The sequence below is a fragment of the Rhodanobacter sp. FW102-FHT14D06 genome, from assembly GCF_043950705.1.
Lineage (GTDB): Bacteria > Pseudomonadota > Gammaproteobacteria > Xanthomonadales > Rhodanobacteraceae > Rhodanobacter.
This window is the reverse complement of sequence record NZ_CP170722.1, coordinates 3,709,179-3,732,585: the sequence shown is the minus strand read 5'-3', so window position 1 is coordinate 3,732,585 and position 23,407 is coordinate 3,709,179. Positions and strand designations below refer to the sequence as shown.

Genomic DNA, 23,407 nt, shown 5'->3' with positions numbered 1-23,407 from the left:
ATCCGCTGCCGCTAGAATCCCTCCATGCAGTCCCCGCAACCGCCCCCCTTCGACGGCAAGGCCTTCGTCCGTACGCTCGCCACTTCGCCGGGCGTCTACCGCCACTTCGACGCGGCCGGCGAGTTGCTCTACGTGGGCAAGGCCGGCAACCTGAAGAAGCGCGTCGGCAGCTATTTCCTGAAGCCGCCGACAGAGGCGCGCATCGCCGCGATGGTGGCGCAGATCGCCCGCGTCGAGATCACGGTGACGCGTACCGAGGGCGAGGCGCTGCTGCTGGAATCGCAGCTGATCAAGTCGCTCAAGCCGCGCTACAACATCCTGCTGCGCGACGACAAGAGCTATCCCTACATCTACCTCTCCAGCGGCGAGGACTATCCGCGGCTGGCCTTCCACCGCGGCGCAAAGAACCTGCCGGGTCGCTATTTCGGGCCGTACCCCAGCGCCCATGCGGTGCGCGAAAGCCTCAACCTGATGCAGAAGCTGTTCAAGGTGCGCCAGTGCGAGGACAGCTACTTCCGCAACCGCACGCGCCCGTGCCTGCTGTACCAGATCGGCCGCTGCAGTGCGCCGTGCGTGGGGCTGATCAGCGTCGAGGACTATCGCGAGGACGTACGCCATGCCGAGATGTTCCTGGAGGGGCGCAGCAACGCGGTGATCGACGAACTGGCCACGGCGATGGAGCAGGCCAGCCAGTCGCTTCAGTTCGAGCGTGCCGCGAAACTGCGCGACCAGGTCGCCGCGCTGCGCCAGTTGCAGGCGCAGCACCACGTGCGCGGGGCAAGCGCCGACATGGACGTGCTCGCCTGTCGCATCGAGGCCGGCATGGCCTGCGTCAGCGTGCTGTTCTTCCGCAACGGCATCAGCCTGGGGACGCGGGATTTCTTCCCGCGGCTGCCGCTGGACGCCACGCCGGCCGACGTGCTGGCGCAGTTCATCGCGCAGTACTACCTGGACCGGCCGGTGCCGCGCGAGCTGATCCTGGGCATGGCGCTGCCCGACCAGGCCCTCCTCGCCGAGGTGCTGGGCCAGCACGCCGGTCATGTGGTGGAACTGAAGTCCAGCGTGCGCGGGGATCGTGCGCAGTTCCTGCAGATGGCCGAGCGCAATGCCCAGGCTTCGCTTACCGCGCGGCTGGCCAGCCGGCAGACGCTGGGCACGCGTTTCGACGATCTGCAGAAGGTGCTGGGGCTGGACAGCATGCCGCGCCGGATCGAATGTTTCGACATCAGCCACACCATGGGCGAGCTCACGGTAGCGTCGTGCGTGGTGTTCGGCCCGGAAGGCCCCGAGAAATCGCACTACCGCCGCTTCAACATCGCCGGCATCACGCCCGGTGACGATTACGCGGCCATGCACCAGGCGTTGACCCGACGCTTCCGCAAGGTGGCCGAAGGCGAGGGCGTGCGTCCCGACGTGCTGCTGATCGATGGCGGCAGCGGCCAGGTGGCACAGGCGCTGGAGGTGTTGTGCGACCTGGGTGTCGACGGCATCGAGGTGGTCGGCGTGGCCAAGGGGCCGGGCCGCCGCGCCGGCGAGGAAACCCTGGTGCTGGCGCGACATGAGGCGGGCAGCGTGGGCCGCGAGCTGCATCCCGGCTCGTCCTCGCCGGCGCTGCACCTGGTCGCGGCGGTGCGCGACGAGGCGCATCGCTTTGCCATCAGCGGCCATCGCAAGCGGCGCGAGAAAGCGCGCGAGCGCAGCGTGCTGGAGGACATCCCGGGCATCGGGGCGCGGCGGAGGTCGTTGCTGCTGAAGGCCTTCGGCGGCATGCAGGGCGTGGAGGCAGCCGGCATCGAGGAGTTGATGCAGGTGAAGGGCATCGACCGAAACCTGGCCGAGAAAATCTATGCCAGCCTGCATGGCTGAATGCCGGCAGGTACCATCACGTGGCAGCGGCGTGCCGGCGTGCGAAACTGCAACAAATCCTCAGGACGAACCATGCGCATCAATTTGCCGACCTGGCTGACCCTTTTCCGCGTGGCATTGCTGCCGGTGATGGTCGTGGTGTTCTACTTGCCGTTCCGTGGCCACAACATCACGGCCGCCATCGTGTTCATCCTGGCCGCCATCACCGACTGGCTGGACGGCTATCTCGCGCGGCGGATGAAGCTCACCTCGGCGTTCGGCGCCTTTCTCGACCCGGTGGCGGACAAGTTGATGGTGGCGGTGACGCTGTTCCTGCTGGTGCAGTCGCATCCGAGCAGCGGCTGGTCCGGCATCCTGATGGCGGTGACCGCGGCGGTCATCGTCGGGCGCGAGATCAGCGTGTCGGCGCTGCGCGAATGGATGGCCAAGATCGGCATGAGCGCCACCGTGAAAGTCGCCATGATCGGCAAGCTGAAGACCGTGATGCAGATGGTGGCGCTGGTGGTGCTCATCGTGCAGCACGAGAAGGAAGCCACGGCGCTGCGGCTGTATCACATCGGCGAAGGACTGCTGGTGATCGCCGGCATCCTGACCATCTGGTCCGGGCTGTACTACCTGCGCGCAGCCTGGCCGATGCTGCGCGACGACGCCTCGGGCAAACCGACTTGACGACACCGTTTCACGTATTAGAATGCGCGGCTCCGATGCGGGAATAGCTCAGTTGGTAGAGCACGACCTTGCCAAGGTCGGGGTCGCGAGTTCGAGTCTCGTTTCCCGCTCCAGATTTCGCCCGTGGCGACGCAAGGCCCTGACTCGTTCAGGGCCTTGTCGTTTCCGGCCATCAGCCACGGCGCAGGGACGCACGCGGGAGGGCCGGGCGCTATTCACAAGCGATCTGGTTCTGCTATCATTTGCGGCTCCGATGCGGGAATAGCTCAGTTGGTAGAGCACGACCTTGCCAAGGTCGGGGTCGCGAGTTCGAGTCTCGTTTCCCGCTCCAGGATTTGCACGGAACCCCGGATCGCCGGGGTTTTGTTTTCCGGGGAATATGCGATCATCTCCGTGTCACGATGATCGCGTGCATCAAGCAACGGCCTGGTGGCAGAGTGGTCATGCAGCGGACTGCAAATCCGCGTACGCCGGTTCGATTCCGACCTAGGCCTCCATTGCATCGCGGCTGTCACGGCAGCCCGACAAAAAGCCCGCCATCGGCGGGCTTTTTGCTGTCTGGCGGTGGCTGGTGCCCGGGGCGGGGGTCGAACCCGCATGGCCTTGCGGCCGAGGGATTTTAAGTCCCTTGCGTATACCAGTTTCGCCACCCGGGCCGGAGTGTGCTCGCCGCGAAGGGCGCCGCGCGCAGCGGCGCGAATGCTAGCACGCGGGTCAGAACAGGCTCTTGACGATGTGGAAGCCGGCACTGTACTCGCCGATAAGCGTGCCCACGCTGACCAGGATGAAGTTGAGCAGGGTGCGCGCCACGCGGTTTTTCCACCAGCCGGTCCAGTGCACGATGTCTTCGCGCAGGCTGTCGAAATCCGCCACGCGTGGACGACGCACCCAGGCTTCGGCCATCGCGCTGATGCCGCCGGCGGGGATGCCGGGGCGGAACGGCTTGATCGGGGCGGCGACGAAAGCGGCGGCGACGCTCAATGGATGACTGCCGGCCGCCACCGCGCCCAGGGCAGCGAAGCCGCCGGTGAACAGTATCCACGCCATCAGCGCCTGCGTGCCCAGCGCCGCATTGCGGTGGAATGCCCAGGCGATGGCGGCGAACACCAGCAGCACCAGGCCGGCGGCGACCCATTTCGGCCAGCGTGCCTTGGGCGGGGTCTGCGCCAGTTCGGCAACGGTACGCGCCGGGTCTTCGTGCTGCTCGCGCAGCAGCGTGCACAGGCCCTTGAGATGGCCGGCGCCGATCACCACCAGCACGCGCCGGGGCTCGTCCGACGGCGTGTGCGCGGCTTCCTCGCGCAGTCGCGCCGCCATGTAGGCATCGCGTTCGCCGATCAGGCTTTCATACAGCGGCTTCGAGCCGCTGGCGAACTCGCTGAAGGCGCTTTCCAGCAGGTCGCTCTGCTTGAGCTTTTCCACTTCGTCTTCGGCGATGTCGTTGCGCTCGAAGATGCTGGCGGCGAGCCCGCCGAGCAGGCCGAATCGTTGCCAGAAACCCACGCTGCGCCAGGCGCGTTTCAGCGTGGTGCCGACTTCGCGGTCGATCAGCCACAGCGGCACGTCGTGCGCCTCGGCGCCGTCCATCGCTGCCTTCATCTCGGCGCCGGGCTGGATGCCCGACTGTTCGGCAAGGCGCTTCTGGAAGGTAGACAGCACCAGGCTGGCGACGACCATGCCGGCCTTGCCTTGGCGGATCACCTGGAACAGGTCCATCTGCTTGAACGCTTCCGGATCGCGCATGCCCTGCGCGCGGCTTTCGCACAGTTCCACCGCCACCGCGTCGAAATGCTCGCTGGCCAGCAGCGCCTCGACTGCTTCCTTGCTGCTGCGCGAGACGTGGGCGGTGCCCAGCACCACGTACTCGACGCCATCGCGCTGCACGCGCTCCAGCGGCTGTCCTTCGAGGGCTGCCGGCGGGGCGACTGCGGTTTCGGGAACACTCATGCGGACGGCACGCCAGTCAACGGGGAGAGAAGCCATGAATGGGGGTGACGCCCCTGTGGCACAAGCCAAAACTTGAAACTGCGGCCATGGCTGGCCGCTTTTTGATCTTCGCGATCAAGGATGATCGCAAAGGCTCAGTCACGGAAGCGCTTCAGCAGGTCGGCGTAGGCGTCGATGCGGCGGTCACGCAGGAACGGCCAGATCCGGCGCACGTTCTCGCTGCGGCCCAGGTCGATGTCGGCCAGCAGCAGCTCGCGGGCATCGGTGCCGGCGCGGGCGAGGAACTCGCCTTGCGGGCCGGCGACGAAGCTCGAACCCCAGAACTGGATGCCCGAGGCGGCATCGGCAGGATCGCTCTCGAAACCGGTGCGGTTGCAGGCGAGCAGGGGCAGGCCGTTGGCCACCGCGTGGCCGCGCTGCACGGTGATCCAGGCGTCGCGCTGGCGGTCCTTCTCGACTTGTTCGTCGGACGGGTCCCAGCCGATCGCGGTGGGATAGAGCAGCAGCTCGGCGCCGGCCAGCGCCATCAGGCGCGCCGCCTCCGGATACCACTGGTCCCAGCACACCAGCACGCCCAGGCGGCCTACCGAGGTATCGATCGGCTCGAAACCCAGGTCGCCGGGCGTGAAGTAGAATTTCTCGTAGAAGCCCGGATCGTCCGGAATGTGCATCTTGCGGTAGACGCCGGCGATCGCCGCCGAGCGGTCGAAGACGACGGCGGTGTTGTGATACAGCCCGGCGGCGCGGCGCTCGAACAGCGAGGCGACCACCACCAGCTTCAGTTCCGCAGCCAGCTTGCCGATGCGCTCGGTGCCGGGGCCGGGGATGCTCTCGGCCTGGTCGAAGACCTCGACCGATTCGCGCTGGCAGAAGTAGGGGCCGTTGTGCAGCTCCTGCAGCAGCACCAGTTCGGCGCCGGCAGCGGCGGCTTCGCGCAGGCCGGTCTCGATCGCATCCAGGTTGGCGTCGCGGCTGCCGCGGTCGGTTTCCTGCAGCAGCGCGACCTTGAGGGTCTTGCGGGTCATGATGGTTCCTGCCGCCTGTGGCGTGACACGCTAGTGTAGCGAAGCGCGTCGTGGCGGTTGTGCGTGGGGCGGCAACGGCCGGCCTGCGCCGCGCTTTGCCCGCCTGGGTCGAGGCAGCCGCTCAGATCATCCCGGCCGGCAGTTGCATGGTGATGCAGTGCAGGCTGCCGTTCTGCCATATCAGCGGGCGGCAGGGCACCTGCACTACCTCGCGGCCCGGATGCGCGGTGCCGATGATGCGCGCGGCCTGGTCGTCGGCAGGGTCGTCGTAGGCGGGCACCAGCACGGCACCGTTGACGATCAGGTAGTTCGCGTAGGACGCCGCGAGCCGGCGACCCTCGTCGAGGATGGGCTTGGCCCACGGCAGCGGATGCAGCTGGTACGGGCGGCCGTCCGTGGTGCGCAGGGCGGCCAGTTCGTCGGCCATGCGTTGCAGCTCGTCATGGTGCGGGTCGGCGGGATCGTCGCAGGCCTGGAACACGATGCGATCCCCGGGCGCGAAACGGGCCAGCGTGTCGATGTGCGCGTCGGTGTCGTCGCCTTCGAGGTAGCCGTAGTCGAGCCACAGCACGCGGTCGGCGTGCAGGCTGTCACGCAGGATCGCGCTCATCTCCTCGCGCGACTGTTCGGGATGCCGTTGCACCAGGCAGCGCCAGGTGGTGAGGATGCTGCCGGCGCCGTCGCTCTCGATGCCGCCGCCTTCCAGCGCCCAGTCGATGCGCTTGTGCGCGGCATGGCCGAATACGCCGGCGTCGACGAGGCCGGCGACCAGTGCGTCGTCCTGTTCGGCGCCGAACTTGCCGCCCCAGCCGGTGAAGCGGAAATCAGTGAGCTGGAAGCCGGTGTCGCCACGCTTCAGCGTGATCGGGCCGGAGTCGCGCAGCCAGGTGTCGTCGTAGGGCAGCTCGATGAAGCGGACCTTCGCAGGGTCCACGCCGGCGCCATGCAGTTGCGACTGCACGTGCGCGCGCAGCGCGGCGTCCGCGACCACGACAATCAGCGACTGGAACCGCGTGATCGCGGCGGCCAGCGCCACGTAGGTGGATTCCACCGTGTCCAGCCGTTCGGCCCAGTCCGTGCCGGCATGCGGCCACGCGATCAGTACCGCGGCCTGCGGTTCCCATTCTGCCGGCAGGCGCAGGGTGGAGTCGGTCATGGCGGGGTTCTCGTGCGGATGGGCCGCCTATTGTAAAGCGCAGGCAAACGCAGACGCGGCCCGTGGCGACACGGGCCGCGTCCGGATGAAGGGGATCAGTGGACCGCGGATGGATCGGTGTTGTTGCCCGCCGGCGTGTTGAGCACCGAGTGGATGACGTGGCTGTGTTCGAAATACACGATGAAGTTCGAGTATTCCCAGCGGTTGATCTGCGGATGCTTGCTGGTATCGCCGCCGCGCGGCGACAACTTGCGCTGCGGCGCGCCCCAGGTCTTCTCGACCTGGGCCATGCTCAACCCGCGGCGCGGCAGGTTCATGCCTCTTTCCTGCTGCACGCGGTGGATCAGCAGGCTGTCGCCATGCGCGCGCGATTGCGCCGCATTGGCTTGCGGCGACACGGCCAGACCGGCGGCAGCGGCCAGCAGGATGGCGATCGGCAAACTGCTCGTGAACTTGACCATGGCTCCCCTCTCCATACAAGGCTGCATGCGGCGTCGTTGTATCAGACCCGGCAATGTTACGCCATGCCGGGTCGCGGCGATTGCGATGGATTGGGCATTCGCTGCGGCCATGGGCGAGCCATCGCCGTTATCATGGGCGGCTGCAGTGCCCGCTTGCGCGGGCAGGACTCGCCCATTCCATGATTTCGTTTCGACATTTCGCCCTGCGCCGCGGCAGTCGTTTGCTGCTTTCCGACATCGACCTGGTGATCCAGAGCGGCTGGCGCCTTGGCGTGATCGGCCGCAACGGCTGCGGCAAATCCAGCCTGTTCGCCGCACTGCAGGGCAGGCTGGAGAGCGATGCGGGCGAGCTGGAGATGTCGGGCAAGCTGCGGCTGGCCTCGGTGGCGCAGGAGACGCCGGCGCTGCCGGACGCCGCGATCGACTACGTGTTGGCCGGTGACGAGGAACTGGCCGCCGCCATCAACGACGAAGCGGAAGCCGGCGATCGCGGCGACATGGAGGCGATGGCGAAGGCGCATCACCGCATCGAGGAACTGAACGGCTACGACGGCCGCGCCCGCGCCGGCCGCCTGCTGCATGGCCTGGGCTTTCCCCCGGAAACGCACGAGCGCGCGGTGCAGGAATTTTCCGGCGGCTGGCGCGGACGGCTGAACCTGGCGCGTGCGCTGATGTGTCCGTCCGACCTGCTGCTGCTGGACGAGCCGACCAACCACCTCGACCTCGACGCCGTGCTGTGGCTGGAAGAATGGCTGCGTCGCTACCAGGGCACCTTGCTGATCATCTCGCACGACCGCGAGTTCCTCGATGGCGTGATCACCCACACGCTGCACCTCAACGACGGCAAGGCCAAGCTCTATACCGGCAATTACAGCGCGTTCGAGCGCCTGCGCGCCGAGCAGTTGCGCCAGCAGCAGATCTCGCACGAGCGCGAGCAGGCCGAGCGCGCGCACCTGCAGTCCTTCATCGACCGCTTCAAGGCCAAGGCGACCAAGGCCAAGCAGGCGCAGTCGCGGATGAAGCGGCTGGAGAAGCTGGCCGGCACCGAGGCAGTACGCGCCGAGCGCCCCTTCAGCTTCCAGTTTCCCGCGCCGGGGCGACTGCCCGATTCGATGCTGCAGCTGGAGGACATCACCGCCGGCTACCTGGCCGATCCTTCCACGCACGCGGACGAAGTGGCGAACATCGTGCTCGCCGACGTGCGCTTCAGCATCGAGGCGGGCGAACGGATCGGCCTGCTCGGTCCGAACGGCGCCGGCAAGTCCACCCTGGTGAAGACCCTGGTCGGCGAGCTGGAACCGTTCGGCGGCGAGCGCAAGGTGCACAAGGACCTGAAGATCGGCTACTTCGCCCAGCACACGGTGGAAAGCCTGCGCGAAGGCGCCAGTCCGCTCGACCATCTGCTGGACAAGGCACCGGGCGTGGCCACCCAGGTCATGCGCGATTTTCTCGGCACCTGGAATTTCGCCGGCGACCGCGCGTTCGAGTCGGTCGACGGTTTCTCCGGCGGCGAGCGCGCACGCCTGGCGCTGGCGCTGATCGCGTGGGACAAGCCGAACCTGCTGCTGCTGGACGAACCGACCAACCACCTCGACCTGGACATGCGCGAGGCGCTGGCCGACGCGCTGGCCGATTTCGACGGCGCGCTGGTGCTGGTTTCTCACGACCGCCATCTGCTCGGCATGGTCTGCGACAGCTTCTGGCGCGTGGCCGACGGCGAGGTGGCGCCGTTCGACGGCGACCTGGACGACTACGCGCGCTGGTTGAAGACCCGCACTGCCGCGAACAAGAAGGCGGCCAAGCCGGTGGTGGCCAAGGTGGTGGAGGTTTCGCCGGAGGAGCACAGGCGCCAGGCTGCCGCCCAGCGTGACGAGGAAAAAGCCGCGCGCCAGCGGGTGAAGAAAATCGAGACGCGCACCGCCAGCATCGATACCGAGCTGGCCGCGCTGGAGGCGCAACTGGCCGACCCGGCCACCTACAACGGCCCGACCAGCGAAATGATGCGCATCGGCCAGCGCCAGGCGCAGCTGCGCGGCGAGAAGGAATCGCTGGAAAACGAGTGGCTGGCGCTGGTCGAGCAACTGGAGGCCTGAAGAGATGTCCAAACCGGAGCCGTCGCTGCAACTGTGGCTGCCCTCGCTGGCGCACGTCGAGCCGACCCATCCGCTGCACGCGTGGCTCCCGCGCGCCGAACGCCTGGCGGATGGCGGCGTCGGTTATCTCGATGGCCTCGGCGGGCATTTCACCGGCGTCGAGGCGCACGTGCCCGCGGCGGCGATCACCCGCCAGTTTCTCGCCGGCGACGCGGGCGATGCGCTGTGGCTGTCGGCCGACCTGGCCTGGGTGCAGCCGGACATGAACGGGGTACGCCTGCTGGCCTGCGGTCGCATGGGCCTGGGCCTGGACGAGGCGCAGGCGCTGGCCGAAACGCTGCGGCCGGTGTTCGACGAGGCCGGCATGCAACTGGAGATTTCCACCCCGGATCATTGGCATCTGCGCCTGCCGGCCGATACGCCGCTGCCCGGCCTGGCCGCGCCATCGCAGGCGCTGGGCGAGGACCTCGCGCAGCACCTGCCGCAGGGCGCGCACGGGCGCCGCTGGCGCGTGTTGCAAAACGACATCCAGGTGCTGCTGCACCAGCATCCGCTCAATGCGCAACGACGGATGCGCGGGCAATCGCTGGTCAACAGTCTGTGGCTGTGGGGCGGCGGACGCCTGCCTGCGCCGCCGACCAGTGCCCTGGCCGGCGTGGTCAGCGACGACCTGCTGCTGCGCGCACTGGCCGCGCGTGCCGGCATCGCGCATCCGTTGCGCACGGCCGATGCGGTCGCAGCCGCGGGTGCCGGCTGGCTGATCGACCTGCAGGATCTGCCGGCGCACGAGCTGGCCTCGCGCTGGTGGCCGCTGCTGCAGCCGCTGCTCGAACGCCAGCCCGTCACGCTGCATTTCGCCAGCGGCGAACGCTGGCTGCACAAACCCGCTCATCGCTGGCGCTTCTGGCGCGGGGCAGGGCGTTGAGCGTGCTGCAGCTGCGTCGGCGCGAAAGCCGGGGCACGCCGCATGGCTGGCCGGATGCGGTGCACCCGGTGCTGCAGCAGGTCTACGCCGCGCGCGGCGTGCTGGAACCCGGCCAGGTCGAGCACCGGCTGGCGCGGATGCTGTCGCCGCAATTGCTGGGCGGCATGGCGCAGGCGGTCGAACTGCTGGCCGAGGCGATCCGCGATGACTGGACCATCCTGATCGCCGGCGACTACGACTGCGACGGCGCCACCGGCACTGCCGTGGCCGTGCGCGGCCTGCGTCTGCTCGGTGCACGACGGGTGGATTACGCGATCCCGAACCGCTTCGTGCACGGTTATGGGCTGAGCGCGGCCTTCGTCGCCTCGATGCAGCCCACCCCGCAGCTGATTGTCACGGTCGACAACGGCGTGGCCAGCGTGGCCGGCGTGGCGGCGGCGCAGGCGCGCGGCATCAAGGTCATCGTCACCGACCATCACCTGCCCGGCGAGCGGTTGCCGGCGTGTGATGCGATGGTCAATCCGAATCTCGCCGGCGACGCGTTCCCCAGCAAGGCGCTGGCAGGTGTCGGGGTGATGTTCTACCTGCTGCTCGCCCTGCGTGCGAAGTTGCACGAGCAGGGCGCTTTCGGCGCGGCGAAACCCGACCTGTCGGTGCTGCTCGACCTGGTCGCCCTGGGTACGGTGGCCGATCTGGTGCCGCTGGATTTCAACAACCGCGTGCTGGTCGAGGCCGGCTTGCAGCGCATGCGCAGCGGCCGCGCCTGCGCCGGCATCGCCGCGCTGGTCGAAGCGGGCAGGCGCAGCCTGACCACGCTGTGCGCCAGCGATCTCGGCTTCGCAGTCGGGCCGCGGTTGAACGCGGCCGGGCGCCTGGAGGACATGCGCCTGGGCGTGGCCTGCCTGCTCACCGACGACGTGGCACAGGCGCGCCGTTACGCCGAGCAGCTCGACGCGATCAACCGCGAGCGGCGCGACCTGCAGGCCTCGATGGTGGCCGAGGCCGAGGTGATGGTGGCTGGCCTGGGGCCGCTCGATGCGATCGGCGTGGCATTGTTCGAGCCGTCGTGGCATGCCGGCGTAGTCGGCCTGGTCGCCTCGAAACTCAAGGAGCGGCTGCACCGCCCGGTGATCGCCTTCGCCCCGGCCAGCGAAGACGACACCGAAAACCTCCGTGGTTCCTGCCGTTCCATCCAAGGCTTCCACATCCGCGACGCGCTGGCCGTGATCGACGCCCGCCAGCCCGGCCTGATCGAACGCTTCGGCGGCCACGCAATGGCTGCCGGTCTGAGCCTGAAAGCCGCCGACTACCCGCGCTTCGCCGCCGCCTTCGACGCGGTCGCGCGCGAGTTGATCGAGCCCGAGCGGCTGCAGGCGGTGCTGTACACCGACGGCGAGTTGCCGCCCGGCGCCGCCACGCTGGCGCTGGCCCGCCAGTTGCGCGCCGCCGGCCCATGGGGCCAGGCGTTCCCCGAACCGCTGTTCGACAACCTGTTCGACTGCGCCGGCTGGAAGGTGATGGGCGAGACCCATCTGCGCCTGCAACTGCGCGACCCGCGCGACGGCGCCGTGCACGACGCGGTGATGTTCAATGCCTATGACGGCCAGCCACCGCCGCCTCGGCTGCGCACGGCCTACGAGCTGACCATCAACGACTGGCAGGGTCGCGAGACGCCGCGCCTGCTGCTGCGGCACATCGAGCCCGCCTGATCGGAAATGCAGGAGTCTCGAAAGCCTGCTCCCATGCCTTCGACTTGCACGCTTTTCACGTGCCTGGACCCAAACTGGGGCACCCCATCCCAGGAGCACGCCCGTGATCGCACAGATCGAAGGATTGCCTGCCGGCACGCTGGGTTTTCGCGCGCACGGCCAGGTCACCGCGCAAGACTACGAGAACATCGTGGTGCCGGATGTCGAGGCGGCGTTCGCGCTCAATCGAAAGCTGCGCCTGCTCTACGTCACTGCCGACGACTTCACCGGCTTCGACCCCGGCGCCATGTGGAACGACGCAAAACTCGGCGCGCGGCATTTCAGCAGTTGGGACCGTGTGGCGCTGGTCACTGACGTACCCTGGCTGCGCGGTACCGCCACGGCCTTCAGCTTCGCCATCCCCGCCCAGTTCCGCCTGTTTCACGGCGTGGAAATCGACGACGCCAGGCGCTGGATCACCAGCCCCTGATCCCGCCTCTCTCTCGCAGGAGCCCGCTCGCGGGCGATGCTTTTGCTTGGTCACGGCCCCAAAGCATCGCCCGCGAGCGGGCTCCTGCGGTAACTGGATGCTATCCGTACTTGCCAAGCGCCGGGGAATCTGCTCAAGTTGGGGCCATGAACTCCATCGCCGCCTGCAGCCTGACCCTTGCCGCGCTCTCCGCGCGAGGCCTCGTGCTGGCCGGCCACAACAATAATCGCGCGAACAACAACGCCAACCGTTGGCGGGCCCGCGCGTAGCTTCAAGTCTCCACCAAAAATACGCGATGAAGGCCCGCCACGAGCGGGCCTTTTTTTGTGCGCTTGATTCATGCGCGAGTCCATTCGCGCAAGGGCAAACCCGGCCATCCATGGCTGTGCATTTACTTTTGCGTGGGTCCATCCGCGCAGAGCAAACCCGGCCATCCATGGCCGACTTTTCAGAAGAGCGGGACCCACGGACAGCGACGAGGAAACTTCCACCATGTGCTCGATATTCGGAATATTCGACCTGCAGCCGGGCGACGACCTGGCCGCGCTCCGCCGGCAGGCGCTGGAACTGTCGCAGCGCCAGCGTCATCGCGGGCCGGACTGGAGCGGGGTGTTCGTCGACGCCGGGGTGATCCTGGTGCACGAGCGGCTGGCCATCGTCGACCCGGCCAGCGGCGCGCAGCCGCTGCGTTCGCGCGACGGCGCGCTGGCGCTGGCGGTGAACGGCGAGATCTACAACCACCGCGAACTGCGTGCGGCCAGCAGCTACGAATTCACCACCGCTTCGGACTGCGAGGTGATCAACGCGCTGTATCGCGAGCACGGCAGCGACTTCGTGGGCAGGCTCAACGGCATCTTCGCGTTCGCGTTGTGGGACGGCGAGGCGCAGCGCTACCTGATCGCCCGCGACCCGATCGGCGTCTGCCCGCTGTATTGGGGCCACGATGCGCAAGGCCGCCTGTGCGTGGCCTCGGAGATGAAGGCGCTGGTCGGCGTGTGTGCCGACGTGGCGCCGTTTCCGCCCGGCCATGTGTACGACAGCGCCAGCGGCGAGTTGCAGCGCTACTACGCCAGGCCATGGCGCGACTACGCCGCCACGCGCGGCCATGACGTGGCTGCTCCGGCCTTGCGCAAGGCGTTTGAGCAGGCCGTGCATCGTCAGCTGATGACCGACGTGCCGTATGGGGTGCTGCTTTCCGGTGGGCTGGATTCGTCGCTGGTCGCCGCCTGCGCCGCGCAGTTCGCGCGCGAGCGGGTCGAGGACGACGACCGCAGCGAAGCGTGGTGGCCGCGCCTGCATTCGTTCGCGATCGGGCTGGACGGCTCGCCCGATCTGGCTGCGGCGCAGGTCGCCGCCGACGCGCTGGGCACCGTGCACCACGGCTTCGTCTACACGTTCTGGGAAGGGCTGGATGCGTTGCCCGAGGTGATTCGCCATATCGAGACCTACGATGTCACCACCATCCGTGCGGCCACGCCGATGTACCTGCTGGCGCGGCGGATCAAGGCGATGGGTGTGAAGATGGTGCTGTCGGGCGAGGGCTCGGACGAGATCTTCGGTGGCTACCTGTACTTCCACAAGGCACCGTCGGCCGAGGCATTCCACGAGGAGACCGTGCGCAAGCTCGACGCGCTGCACAGCTACGACTGCCTGCGCGCGAACAAGGCGATGATGGCGTGGGGCGTGGAGGCACGCGTGCCGTTCCTCGACCTGGAGTTCATCGACGTGGCGATGGGCCTCGATGCGAAGCACAAGATGGCAGGGCAGGGGCGCATCGAGAAGGCGGTACTGCGCGAAGCGTTCGACGGCGCGCTGCCGGATTCGATCCTGTGGCGACAGAAGGAGCAGTTCAGCGATGGCGTCGGCTATGGCTGGATCGACGGCTTGAAGGCGCACGCGGAGCAGGCGGTCAGCGACCGCGAGTTCGCCGCGGCTGCGGCGCGCTACCCGTTCAACACGCCAGCGACCAAGGAGGCGTATTTCTACCGACGCATCTTCGAACGACACTTTCCCGGCGAGGCCTGCGCCGCGACCGTGCCCGGCGGCAAGTCGATTGCCTGCTCCTCGCCCGCAGCGCTGGCGTGGGATCCGGCGTTCGCGAACGCGGCCGATCCGTCGGGGCGTGCCGTCAGAGGCGTACATGCCCAGGCGCTCGCCTGAATGCGGCCGGCTGCTTCGGGCGGCCCCGCCCGCCGGTTTCCGTCGCCATGGATCAAAGGTCGGCGGGCAGTGCCCGCCCTGCAAGGGGCGCCGGCTGCAAACGGGTCTGTTATTCTTGCGTGCTTGCCTCCCACCAAGATTTCACGATGATCGAGACCAATCCCATCCATGCGCAGATCGACGACCTCCGCGGTCGCGTCGAAGCGCTTAGGGGGTATCTTTGACTACGCCACCAAGCGCGAGCGCCTGGAAGAAGTAACCCGCGAACTGGAGAGCCCCACCGTGTGGGACGACCCGGCCAACGCGCAGGAACTGGGCCGCGAACGCGCCCGATTGCACACCATCGTCCACGGCATCGACACGCTGACTGCCGGCCTGGACGACGCCGGCGACCTGCTGGAGATGGCTGTCGCCGACGGCGATGACGACACCGCGCAGTCGGTGATCGACGACCTGGCCAAGCTGGAGTCGCAGGTCGGCAAGCTGGAGTTCCAGCGCATGTTCTCCGGCAAGATGGACGCGATGAACGCGTTCGTCGACATCCAGGCCGGCGCCGGCGGCACCGAGGCGCAGGACTGGGCCGAAATGCTGCTGCGCATGTATTTGCGCTGGTGCGAGCACCGTGGCTGGAAAGCCGAGCTGATGGAAGTCAGCGGCGGCGACGTGGCCGGCATCAAGTCCGCCACGTTCCGCGTCGAGGGCGACTATGCCTACGGCTGGCTGAAGACCGAGATCGGCGTGCACCGGCTGGTGCGCAAGAGCCCGTTCGATTCGGACAACCGCCGGCACACCAGTTTCACCTCGGTATTCGTTTCGCCGGAAGTGGACGACAGCATCGAGATCGACATCAACCCGGCCGACCTGAAGACCGACGTATACCGTTCGTCGGGTGCCGGCGGCCAGCACGTCAACAAGACCGAGTCGGCGGTGCGCATCACCCACGTGCCCACCAACACGGTCGTGGCCTGCCAGACCGAGCGCAGCCAGCACGCCAACCGCGACCGCGCGATGAAGATGCTGGCCGCCAAGCTGTACGAACTGGAAGTGCAGAAGCGCAATGCCGAGAGGGACGCGCTGGAAGCGACCAAGTCCGACATCGGCTGGGGCAGCCAGATCCGCAACTACGTGCTCGACCAGAGCCGCATCAAGGATCTGCGCACTGGCATCGAGCGTTCGGACACCCAGAAGGTGCTCGACGGCGACCTCGACGAGTTCATCGAGGCAAGCCTGAAATCCGGCCTCGAAGCCGGCGCCAAGCGCATCGATGCCTGACGCCCGATTCCCTTCGACCAGCCCATTGACGAGGTGACGCGCATGAACAGCAAGAAGATCGGCATCTTCCTGATCGCCTTGGTCGCGCTGATGGCGTTCGGCGCGGCAGCGCAGTCGTCGCAGGGCAGCGCCGGGCAGGGCATCAAGCAGGATGCCAAGGCGGTCGGCCACGGCGTCGCCGACGGCGCCCGCGATGTCGGTCACGCGACCAGGCATGTGGCCAGGAAGATCGGGCACGGCGCGAAAGAGGCCGGCACCGGCATCGGCCATGGCGCGAAGAAGGCAGGCGTCGCCATCGGCCACGGCGCGCGCGAGGGCTGGGATGCCACCAAACGCGGCGTCAAGCAGATTTTCGACAAGGGCAATTGAGCGCCGCCCCATCCACGAGACATCCACTGTCCAGCGCGCGCTGGCAGCCACGGAACCATCCATGAGCGAAGTCACCGACACCCTTCCCGACGAGAACAAGTTGATCGCCGAGCGCCGCGAAAAACTCAAGGCGCTGCGCGGGCAGGGCATCGCGTTTCCGAACGACTTCAAGGTCGACAGTTTTGCCGGCGACCTGCAAACCGAGTTCGCCGACAAGGACGTGCACACGGCCGAAGCCGTCGAAGCGGCTGCGCGCCGGGTGAGGATGGCCGGACGCATCGTGCTCAAGCGCGTGCAGGGCAAGGTCAGCTTCGTGCAGTTGCAGGATTTCAGCGGACGCATCCAGCTGTTCATCCATGCCGGCACGGTTGGCGAGGTCTACGAGGCGTTCAAGGGCTGGGACATGGGCGACATCGTGGGTGCCGAAGGCACGCTGATGCGCACGAAGACCGGCGAGCTTTCGGTGCGCGTGGATCACCTGCGCCTGCTGACCAAGAGCCTGCGCCCGCTGCCCGACAAGCATCACGGCATGGCCGACGTGGAGCAGCGCTATCGCCAGCGCTACGTGGACCTGATCGTCACCGAGGAAGCGCGCCGCACCTTCATGCTGCGCTCAAGGATCATCGGCACCATGCGTCAATGGCTGGAAGCGCCGTCGCGCCGCTTCATGGAAGTGGAGACGCCGATGATGCACGTGATCCCCGGCGGCGCCACGGCCAAACCGTTCGTCACCCACCACAACGCGCTGGATCTGGATCTGTACCTGCGCGTGGCACCGGAGCTGTACCTGAAGCGCCTGGTGGTCGGCGGCTTCGACCGCGTCTACGAGATCAACCGCAACTTCCGCAACGAAGGGGTGTCGACCCGACACAACCCCGAGTTCACCATGCTGGAGCTGTACCAGGCCTACGCCACCTACCACGAGATCATGGACCTCACCGAGAGCGTGATCCGCGACACCGCGCAGGCCGTGCTGGGCACGACGCGGCTGCACTGGGACGGCGCCGACATCGACGTGGGCCCGGCGTTCCGCCGCTGGCGCATGGAAGACGCGGTGCTGGAGCACAACCCCGAGATCCGGCGCGAGGAGCTGCGCGACCGCGAAGCGATGGCCGCGCACGCCAGGCGGCTCGGCATACAGATCAAGGACGGTTACGGCTGGGGCAAGCTGCTGCTGGAGATCTTCGAAAAGACGGTGGAGCACACCTTGATCCAGCCGACCTTCATCACCCAGCATCCGGTGGAGGTGTCACCGCTGGCGCGGGAGAACGATACCGACAAGGGCATCACCGACCGCTTCGAGCTGTTCGTGGGCGGCAAGGAAATCGCCAATGGCTTCTCCGAGTTGAACGACCCGGAAGACCAGGCCGCACGCTTCCAGGCCCAGGTCGACGCCAAGGACGCCGGCGACGACGAGGCCATGCACTTCGACGCCGACTACATCCGCGCGCTGGAAGTGGGCCTGCCGCCCACCGGCGGCCTCGGCATCGGCATCGACCGCCTGGTGATGCTGCTGACCGGCGCGTCCTCGATCCGCGACGTGCTGCTGTTCCCCTACATGCGACCGGAAGCATGAGCGCCGACGTGCCCGCGCTGCAGGACCTGGCCGCGCCCGACGGCGTCTGCTACGGCTGCGGCAGCGCCCATCCTCACGGCTTGCACATCAAGAGCCACTGGCACGAGGACGGCGTGCACGTGGTCAGCACGCACCTGCCGGGAGCGGATTTCCACGGCTGGCCGGGGCTGGTCTACGGCGGGCTGATCGCGATGCTGGTGGACTGCCATTCCAACTGGACCGCGATGGCATACCACTACCGTGCCGAGCAGCGCGCGCCGGACAGCAAGCCGCGTATCGACTGCGTCACCGGCAGCCTCGGCATCAAGTTCCTCAAGCCCACCCCGATGGACGTGCCGCTGACGCTGAAGGCGCGCGTCGAGGGCGAAGTCGGGCGCAAGACCCGCGTGCTGTGCGAGGTCCACGCGGGCGAAGTGCTCACCGCGCTGGGCGATTCGATTTTCGTGCGTGTCGACACCGCGCAGCTGGCCGCAGCCGCGCGCCACGCATGAGCCAGACTCGCGACCCATCCCACCAGGAGGCTTGATCATGTGGTTTGCCATCATCGGAACGGACGTTGCCGACTCGCTGGAGAAGCGCAAGGGAGCGCGGCCCGCGCACATCGCGCGGCTGCAGGCGCTGCTGGATGAGGGCCGCCTGTTCGTGGCCGGCGCGTTCCCGGCGATCGAGTCCGAAGATCCGGGCCCGGCCGGCTTCAGCGGCAGCCTGATCCTGGCCGAGTTTCCGTCGCTGGCCGACGCCCGTGCCTGGGCCGATGCCGACCCCTACGTGGCGGCCGGCGTCTACGCCGAGGTGCAGATCAAGCCATTCCGCAAGGCCCTGCCGGCGTGAGCGAGGCGATGATCGAGCAGATCCGCCAGTGCCTGACCCAGGCCCTGGCGCCGACCGAGTTGGAGATCGTCGACGAAGGCCACCTGCACGCCGGGCATGCGGGTGAGGGCAAGGGCCATTTCCGCGTGCGGATCGCCAGCCCCGCGTTCACCGGGCTGTTGCCGATCCGCCGGCACCGAATGGTCTACGCGGCGCTGCAGGGGTTGATGGACAACGGGATCCATGCCGTTTCCATAGATGCCGTCGAGAAATAATATCTATCAATGAGTTGTATCGTATTCTTTACACTAAATCTCACGCGGACACGCATTGCAGCAGGCCCCCGCGTTTGGCACAGTGCCCTGTCATCCGGCTGCACCGGCCGTAGCACCCTACCGTTGAACACTGCATGCGCCTGAGCACGATCAAACTCGCCGGTTTCAAGTCCTTCGTGGACCCGACCACCCTGCACCTGCCGAGCAACATGATCGGCGTGGTCGGCCCCAACGGCTGCGGCAAATCCAACATCATCGACGCGATCCGCTGGGTGATGGGCGAAAGCGCGGCCAGCCGCCTGCGCGGCGACTCGCTGACCGACGTGATCTTCTCCGGCTCCAACACGCGCAAGCCGGTGGGGCAGGCCACGGTCGAACTGATCTTCGACAACGCCGACGGCTCGGTGCAGGGCGAGTACGGCCAGTACGCCGAGATCTCGGTGAAGCGCCAGGTCACCCGCGACGGGCAATCCTCGTACTACCTCAACGGCGCGCGCTGCCGCCGGCGCGACATCACCGACCTGTTCCTCGGCACCGGCTTGGGCCCGCGCAGCTACTCGATCATCGAGCAGGGCATGATCAGCCAGATCATCGAGGCGCACCCGGACGAACTGCGCACGCACCTGGAGGAAGCCGCCGGTATCTCCAAGTACAAGGAGCGCCGCAAGGAGACCGAAAGCCGCATCAAGGCCACCCGCGAAAACCTCGACCGCGTGCGCGACGTGCGCGACGAAGTCGACAAGCAGCTCGAACACCTGAACCGCCAGGCCCGCGCCGCCGAGCGCTGGAAGGCCTTGAAGGAAGAACAGACGCGCAAGGAAGCCGAGCTGCGCGCGCTCGAATACCGCGGCCTCAAGAGCCAGCACGACAGCGAAGGCGCCGGCTTGTCCGCCGCCGAGATCGAGATCGAGAAGCAGCTGGCCGGCCAGCGCGAGATCGAGGCGCAGATCGAGGTCATGCGCGAACGCCACACCGACGCCAGCGAGCACCTGAACGCGGTGCAGGCCGAGGTCTACAAGGTCGGCGCCGAGATCGCCCGTGTCGAGCAGCAAGTGCGCCACAACAAGGAGAGCGCCGAACGCCTGCAGCGCGCCCACGCCGACAGCGAGCGCGAACACGCGGAACTGGCCGCGCACATCGCCACCGATCACGCGCAGGTCGAAATCCTGCGCCAGGCGCTGGCCGAAGGCGAACCGAAACTCGAAGCCCTGCAGCAGTTGCAGGACGACACCGCCGAAGCCCAGCGCAGCACCGAGGCCAGGCTGGCCGACTGGCAACAGCGCTGGGACAGCCACACCCGCAACGCCGGCGAATCCAACCGCGCCGCCGAAGTGGAACGCACCAAGCTCAATTACCTCGACCGCCAGGGCATCGACCTGGCGCGCCGCCGCGAAGCACTGGAAACCGAGCAGAAAGCCACCGACGTGGCCGCACTGGCCGCCGCCGGCGAGCAGCTGCATGGCGAACACGACGCCCAGCGCGAGCGCGTGGAAACCCTGGGCAGCCTGCTCGACCAGTACAAGTCCAACCATGAAAAAGTGCAGGAAGAAGAGCGCCAGGTGCAGTCGGCGCTGAACGAGGCCCGCCAGCAACTGCAGGCCGCCCGTGGCCGGCACGCCTCGCTCGAAGCGCTGCAGCATGCCGCGCTCGGCCAGGAAGAAAACGCTGCCAGCAGTTGGCTGGCTCGTCTCGGGTTGAACACGTCACGCCGCCTCGGTGAGTCGCTGCAGGTCGAAAACGGCTGGGAGACCGCCGTGGAAACGGCGCTGAGCGGTTTTCTGGACGCGGTGCTGGTGGATGGCTCGCATGCGTTGGCGGCGGAGTTCGATGCGCTCGACAACGCCGACATCGCCTTGCTCGACAACGCCGAGGGCGGCGTCGGCGCCGCTGGCACGCTGGCCGCCCACGTACGCGGCCCGGCGGCGGCGATGGCCATCCTCGGTCACGTACTTACTGCCGAATCGCTGGCCGACGCCCACCGGCAGGTGGCCTCGCTGTCCGCATTGGCACCGTATCAATCCGTGATGACGCGCGGCGGCGAATGGCTCGGCCCGGGCTGGGCGCGCGTGCGCCGGGCGCAAGGCAGCCAGGTCGGCGTGCTGGCGCGCGAGCGCGAGCTGCGCACGCTGGCCGAACAGATCGCCATGCTGGAAGCGCAACTGGAAGAAGCCAGCGAACGGCTCGACAACCTGCGCACCAGCAAATTCGAAACCGAACGCGCGCGCGACGACGCCCAGCGCGAGCTGTACAACGCGCACCGTCGCCAGTCCGAACTGGCCGGCCAGTTGCAAAGCCACCGCGGCAAGCTGGAGACCGCCCGCGCCCGTGCCGAAAAGGTCAGCGGCGAGCTGGCCGACCTTTCCACGCAGATCGACGAATTGCAGAACCAGACCCGTGAGGCGCGTGCGCGGCTGGACGAGTCGGTCGGCCTGATGGGTGACCTGGAAGACCAGCGCCGCGAACTGGAAAACGAACGCCGCAGCCTGCTCGAGGCGCGCGAGGAAGCCCGCATGAATGCGCGCGAGGCGGCCGACCAGTCGCACTCGCTGGCGCTCTCGCTGGAGTCCAAGCGCTCGTCGCTGAGCTCGCTGGAACAGGCGCTAGGTCGCATGGATGCCCAGCTGCGCCAGATCGAGGCGCGCCGCAACGAGATCGCCGAACAGCTCGCCGCCGGCTCCGACCCCATCGCCGAACTCGAAGCCGAGCGCCAGGCGTATCTGGACCAGCGCCTGCTGGTCGACAAGCAGTTGGTGGAAGCGCGCCGCGCACTGGAAGACTGCGACCTCGAATTCCGCAAGCTCGAACAGCAGCGCCACCTGGCCGAGCAGGGCCTGTCGGCATTGCGCGAGGGCCTGTCCGAGAAGCGCCTCGCCGCCCAGGCGCTGCAGCTGCGCGCCGAACAACTCGCCGAAGCGATCACCGCTTCCGGCCTCGAACTGGAAACCCTGCTGGCCGAACTGGCCGACGACATCGACGCCAACCAGTGGCGGTCACAGCTCGCCGACATCGGCCAGAAAATCGCGCGGATCGAGCCGGTCAACCTGGCCGCGATCCAGGAGCACGCCGAACAGAGCGAGCGCAAGACCTACCTGGACAACCAGCTGGCCGACCTGGTCAGCGCGATGGAAACGCTGGAAGGCGCGATCAAGAAGATCGACCGCGAAACCCGCCATCGCTTCAAGGAAACCTTCGACAAGGTCAACGCCGGCGTGCAGGAACTGTTCCCGCGCCTGTTCGGTGGCGGCCATGCCTATCTGGAACTCACCGGCGACGACCTGCTCAACACCGGCGTAACGATCATGGCGCGCCCGCCGGGCAAGCGCCCGTCCAACATCTCGCTGTTGTCCGGCGGCGAGAAGGCGCTGACCGCGGTGTCGCTGGTGTTCGCCATCTTCGGCCTCAACCCCGCGCCGTTCTGCCTGCTCGACGAAGTCGACGCGCCGCTGGACGAGGCCAACGTCGGCCGCTTCTCCAGCCTGGTAAGCGAGATGAGCGAACACGTGCAGTTCATCTTCATCAGCCACAACAAGGCCACCATGGAAGCCGCCACCCAGCTGTGCGGCGTGACCATGCGCGAGCCCGGCGTGTCGCGGCTGGTGCAGGTCGACCTGGCCGAAGCGGCTAAACTGGCGGGAGCTGCCTGAGGAACCGATGATGACCGTGCAACCTTTGCTTGCCTTTGCGTGGAACGCCGCCGTCGGCATTCCGATGCTGATCGTGGGGCTGGTCGTGCTGGCACTGATCTGGCTGTTCGGCCAGCCGCGGAAAGAGCAGGGCAAGCGCAGGGCAGCGGGCGATACGCACACGCACGGACACGCGCGGCGCGAGCCCACCATGGGCGGCTCCAGCCTGGCCGACGACCCGGCCTTCAGCCTGGGCGACACCTCGGCGACGCCGCAGCAAGGCGAGCTCGACGTCGGCCTGCGCGAGGAACTGGAGCGCCTGGGTGCCACGCTTTCCGGCGAACGCCATGCGGCCAAGCCGGCCGAGCGCCTGACCGAACGCCTGGCCGGCCACGCCGCCTCGATCGTGGATACCTTGCGCGCGCCCGCCGAACCCGTCGCCGAAGCGCCCGCCGTCGCACCGGCACCGGCTCCGGCGCCGCCTGTCACCAAGCCGGTGCCGCGCTCGGAGCTGGGTCGGCGCCCGGCCGACACGCCGGTGGAACGCATCGTCACCTTGTTCGTGGTGGCGCGCGATGGCGCGCGTTTCAACGGACCGGACCTGGTCGTCGCCACCGAAAAGGCCGGGCTGGAATTCGGCGACATGGGCATCTATCACCGCCTGGTGGATGGCAAGCGCGAGCTGGGCCCCATCTTCAGCGTCGCCAACATGCTCAAGCCGGGCAATTTCGACCTGGCCCGGCTGGATGCGCTGCAGACCTCCGGCGTCAGTTTCTTCATGACCTTGCCCGGGCCGGTCCCCGCGCTCGACGCCTGGGACGCCATGCTGCCCACCGCGCAGCGACTGGCCGAGCTGCTCGACGGCCAGGTACTGGATGAGGAGCGCAATGCGCTCGGCCGGCAAGGCATCGCGCACATCCGCGACCAGCTGCGCGGCTGGGACCGTGACCACGAGGGTGAAGAAATCATCTTCGGTCGCTGAATCGCCGCGCGGGAGCGGGA

General features: G+C 67.7%; 20 protein-coding genes and 4 tRNA genes. 19 read left to right on the top strand and 5 right to left on the bottom strand.

The annotated features are described in order from the left end of the window. Nucleotides 1–24: 24 nt before the first annotated feature. The 5 genes from uvrC (at nucleotide 25) to ACFCQI_RS16830 (ending at nucleotide 3,032) form a co-directional block, all read left to right on the top strand. Nucleotides 25–1,866 carry an excinuclease ABC subunit UvrC gene (gene uvrC / locus ACFCQI_RS16850; RefSeq protein WP_395118550.1) on the top strand — a complete coding sequence of 614 codons (1,842 nt, stop codon included), beginning with the start codon at nucleotides 25–27 and terminating at the stop codon, nucleotides 1,864–1,866. 72 nt (nucleotides 1,867–1,938) lie between these two features. Beyond that, on the top strand, nucleotides 1,939–2,535 hold the full coding sequence (pgsA, locus tag ACFCQI_RS16845; protein ID WP_395118548.1) for a CDP-diacylglycerol--glycerol-3-phosphate 3-phosphatidyltransferase: 597 nt from the start codon (nucleotides 1,939–1,941) through the stop codon (nucleotides 2,533–2,535). Between the two features lie 37 nt (nucleotides 2,536–2,572). Further along, nucleotides 2,573–2,648: transfer RNA gene (locus ACFCQI_RS16840), tRNA-Gly, on the top strand. A 142-nt stretch (nucleotides 2,649–2,790) separates the two neighbouring features. Next, nucleotides 2,791–2,866 (top strand) — tRNA-Gly (locus ACFCQI_RS16835). A gap of 92 nt (nucleotides 2,867–2,958) precedes the next feature. Beyond that, nucleotides 2,959–3,032: transfer RNA gene (locus ACFCQI_RS16830), tRNA-Cys, on the top strand. A 72-nt stretch (nucleotides 3,033–3,104) separates the two neighbouring features. On the opposite strand, the gene ACFCQI_RS16825 is transcribed toward ACFCQI_RS16830, so the two are convergent. From ACFCQI_RS16825 to ACFCQI_RS16805, 5 genes are all read right to left on the bottom strand, one after another. Continuing rightward, nucleotides 3,105–3,191: transfer RNA gene (locus ACFCQI_RS16825), tRNA-Leu, on the bottom strand. A gap of 58 nt (nucleotides 3,192–3,249) precedes the next feature. Then, complete coding sequence (locus tag ACFCQI_RS16820) at nucleotides 3,250–4,482, bottom strand: TraB/GumN family protein (RefSeq protein ID WP_395118546.1); 1,233 nt, start codon at nucleotides 4,480–4,482, stop codon at nucleotides 3,250–3,252. A gap of 134 nt (nucleotides 4,483–4,616) precedes the next feature. Continuing rightward, nucleotides 4,617–5,507, bottom strand: coding sequence for a carbon-nitrogen hydrolase (locus tag ACFCQI_RS16815; protein ID WP_395118544.1), 891 nt, complete (start codon nucleotides 5,505–5,507; stop codon nucleotides 4,617–4,619). A gap of 121 nt (nucleotides 5,508–5,628) precedes the next feature. Next, complete coding sequence (locus ACFCQI_RS16810; RefSeq protein ID WP_395118542.1) at nucleotides 5,629–6,663, bottom strand: agmatine/peptidylarginine deiminase; 1,035 nt, start codon at nucleotides 6,661–6,663, stop codon at nucleotides 5,629–5,631. 95 nt (nucleotides 6,664–6,758) lie between these two features. Next, nucleotides 6,759–7,124, bottom strand: coding sequence for a hypothetical protein (locus tag ACFCQI_RS16805; RefSeq protein ID WP_395118540.1), 366 nt, complete (start codon nucleotides 7,122–7,124; stop codon nucleotides 6,759–6,761). 179 nt (nucleotides 7,125–7,303) lie between these two features. On the opposite strand from ACFCQI_RS16805, the gene ACFCQI_RS16800 reads away from it, so the two are divergent. The 14 genes from ACFCQI_RS16800 (at nucleotide 7,304) to zipA (ending at nucleotide 23,387) form a co-directional block, all read left to right on the top strand. After that, complete coding sequence (locus ACFCQI_RS16800) at nucleotides 7,304–9,217, top strand: ABC-F family ATP-binding cassette domain-containing protein (RefSeq protein WP_395118538.1); 1,914 nt, start codon at nucleotides 7,304–7,306, stop codon at nucleotides 9,215–9,217. Between the two features lie 4 nt (nucleotides 9,218–9,221). Then, a complete protein-coding gene (locus ACFCQI_RS16795) occupies nucleotides 9,222–10,142 on the top strand; it encodes a phosphoglycerate mutase (protein WP_395118536.1) in 921 nt (306 codons plus the stop codon). After that, nucleotides 10,139–11,851, top strand: a complete 1,713-nt coding sequence (recJ, locus tag ACFCQI_RS16790; protein WP_395118534.1) for a single-stranded-DNA-specific exonuclease RecJ — start codon at nucleotides 10,139–10,141, stop codon at nucleotides 11,849–11,851. The genes ACFCQI_RS16795 and recJ overlap by 4 nt, the downstream gene beginning before the upstream one ends. A gap of 103 nt (nucleotides 11,852–11,954) precedes the next feature. Then, a complete protein-coding gene (locus ACFCQI_RS16785; RefSeq protein WP_395118532.1) occupies nucleotides 11,955–12,320 on the top strand; it encodes an STAS/SEC14 domain-containing protein in 366 nt (121 codons plus the stop codon). A 146-nt stretch (nucleotides 12,321–12,466) separates the two neighbouring features. Next, nucleotides 12,467–12,589 carry a hypothetical protein gene (locus ACFCQI_RS16780; protein ID WP_395118530.1) on the top strand — a complete coding sequence of 41 codons (123 nt, stop codon included), beginning with the start codon at nucleotides 12,467–12,469 and terminating at the stop codon, nucleotides 12,587–12,589. 223 nt (nucleotides 12,590–12,812) lie between these two features. Then, on the top strand, nucleotides 12,813–14,480 hold the full coding sequence (gene asnB / locus ACFCQI_RS16775) for an asparagine synthase B (RefSeq protein ID WP_395118528.1): 1,668 nt from the start codon (nucleotides 12,813–12,815) through the stop codon (nucleotides 14,478–14,480). Nucleotides 14,481–14,626: 146 nt separating this feature from the next. Further along, a protein-coding gene (prfB, locus tag ACFCQI_RS16770; protein ID WP_395118526.1) for a peptide chain release factor 2 occupies nucleotides 14,627–15,752 on the top strand; the annotation gives its coding sequence in 2 pieces (ribosomal slippage) (nucleotides 14,627–14,701 and nucleotides 14,703–15,752; 1,125 coding nt in all). A 42-nt stretch (nucleotides 15,753–15,794) separates the two neighbouring features. After that, on the top strand, nucleotides 15,795–16,121 hold the full coding sequence (locus ACFCQI_RS16765; protein ID WP_395118524.1) for a hypothetical protein: 327 nt from the start codon (nucleotides 15,795–15,797) through the stop codon (nucleotides 16,119–16,121). Between the two features lie 61 nt (nucleotides 16,122–16,182). Then, nucleotides 16,183–17,697 (top strand): lysine--tRNA ligase, encoded by a 1,515-nt coding sequence (gene lysS / locus ACFCQI_RS16760; RefSeq protein ID WP_395118522.1) that lies wholly within the window; start codon nucleotides 16,183–16,185, stop codon nucleotides 17,695–17,697. Next, nucleotides 17,694–18,188 (top strand): PaaI family thioesterase, encoded by a 495-nt coding sequence (locus ACFCQI_RS16755; protein ID WP_395118520.1) that lies wholly within the window; start codon nucleotides 17,694–17,696, stop codon nucleotides 18,186–18,188. Before lysS ends, ACFCQI_RS16755 begins: the two co-directional genes overlap by 4 nt. Nucleotides 18,189–18,225: 37 nt before the next feature. Continuing rightward, nucleotides 18,226–18,528, top strand: a complete 303-nt coding sequence (locus tag ACFCQI_RS16750) for a YciI family protein (RefSeq protein WP_395118518.1) — start codon at nucleotides 18,226–18,228, stop codon at nucleotides 18,526–18,528. Nucleotides 18,529–18,536: 8 nt separating this feature from the next. Then, the gene (locus tag ACFCQI_RS16745) at nucleotides 18,537–18,782 is read left to right on the top strand and encodes a BolA family protein (RefSeq protein WP_395118516.1); all 246 of its coding nucleotides are present in this window, start codon (nucleotides 18,537–18,539) and stop codon (nucleotides 18,780–18,782) included. A 134-nt stretch (nucleotides 18,783–18,916) separates the two neighbouring features. Next, nucleotides 18,917–22,426, top strand: a complete 3,510-nt coding sequence (gene smc, locus ACFCQI_RS16740; RefSeq protein WP_395118514.1) for a chromosome segregation protein SMC — start codon at nucleotides 18,917–18,919, stop codon at nucleotides 22,424–22,426. A 10-nt stretch (nucleotides 22,427–22,436) separates the two neighbouring features. Next, the gene (gene zipA / locus ACFCQI_RS16735; RefSeq protein ID WP_395118512.1) at nucleotides 22,437–23,387 is read left to right on the top strand and encodes a cell division protein ZipA; all 951 of its coding nucleotides are present in this window, start codon (nucleotides 22,437–22,439) and stop codon (nucleotides 23,385–23,387) included. Nucleotides 23,388–23,407: the final 20 nt, after the last annotated feature.